Here is a 1,181-nt window from a genome sequence, read left to right as displayed (position 1 = left end):
GGCGTCACCACCGACCGGAACGTTGCCGACCATGATCTGCCGCGAGTACCGCCGCTTGGCGAGCGGCTTGAGCGGCAGGGACGGAATACCGAGCGAGATCGCGGTCATGTGCGCAGGGTTCCCCGGAGTAGAGGTGACGGGCCGGCGGGTGCGCGGCGAGAGCACGGCACCCGGCGTCCAACGGTACGGCACCCGCGGCGCGCCCGGCGCACGCCCCCGTCGGCGCCGGCTAGCTGATCTTGACCGGGTTGATCACGTCGGCGACCAGCACCAGCACCGTGAAACCGAGGAAGACGGTGGCCACCACGTAGGCCAGCGGCATCAGCCTGGCGACGTCGAAGGGGCCCGGGTCGGGGCGCCGGAAGAGCTTGGCGGCCTTGCGGCGCAACGACTCCCAGAGCGCTCCGGCCACGTGCCCGCCGTCCAGCGGGAGCAGCGGGAGCATGTTGAACAGGAAGAGGGAGAGGTTGACCCCGGCCAGCAGGTAGATCATGGTCGCGACGATCTGGGAGGCCGGCAGGTGGCTGGAGACGATCTCGCCGCCGACCCGGGCCGCGCCGACCATGCCGATCGGGGAGTCCGCCTGGCGCGGGGTGCCGTGCACCACCGAGTCCCAGAGCGCCGGGATCTTGCCGGGCAGTTCCAGCACCGAGTGCAGGCCGGTGTCGGCCATGTCGGTCATCTTGGTGACGCTGTCGCCGAGGCCGAGCTGGACCACGCCCGAGGTGGGGCTGATGCCGAGGAAGCCGGCCTGGACGGGCTTGGCGCCCTTGACCGGGTCGCCGTACTTGTCGAGCACGGCCAGCGTGTTGGTCTGGATGGTGGCGGTGAGCGCCACCTCCTGGCCGTCGCGCCGCACCGTGATCGGCACGGTCTTGCCGGCCGAGTCGCGGATGTCCGTGGAGAGCTGCCGGTAGGTGTGGATCGGGTCGCCGTTGAAGGCGGTGACGGTGTCGCCGGCCCGCAGTCCGGCGGCGGCGGCCGGCGAGGCCGGGGCGTTGTCCGGGCACTTCTCGCTCGCCTGGGTGACCGGCACGACGCACTGGGAGACCGAGCTGACGGTCGGCAGCGAGGTCGGCACGCCGAAGCCCATCATGACCGTCAGGAAGAGTCCGAAGGCCAGCAGCAGGTTCATGAAGGGCCCGGCGAACATCACGATGACGCGCTTCCACGGCGCGCGG

The 1,181-nt window shown here is 71.2% G+C and carries 1 protein-coding gene; it reads right to left on the bottom strand.

What is annotated here, in order from left to right; genetic code table 11:
• Positions 1-229: 229 nt before the first annotated feature.
• The coding region (locus ABD323_RS41330) for a site-2 protease family protein (protein WP_344447237.1) at positions 230-1,181 on the bottom strand (952 nt) is incomplete at its 5' end.

It is taken from the genome of Kitasatospora nipponensis (genome assembly GCF_039528135.1).
In the GTDB taxonomy this organism is placed as follows: domain Bacteria; phylum Actinomycetota; class Actinomycetes; order Streptomycetales; family Streptomycetaceae; genus Kitasatospora; species Kitasatospora nipponensis.
The sequence above is the reverse complement of the archived record's forward strand: the minus strand, read 5'-3'. Positions and strand labels throughout refer to the sequence as shown.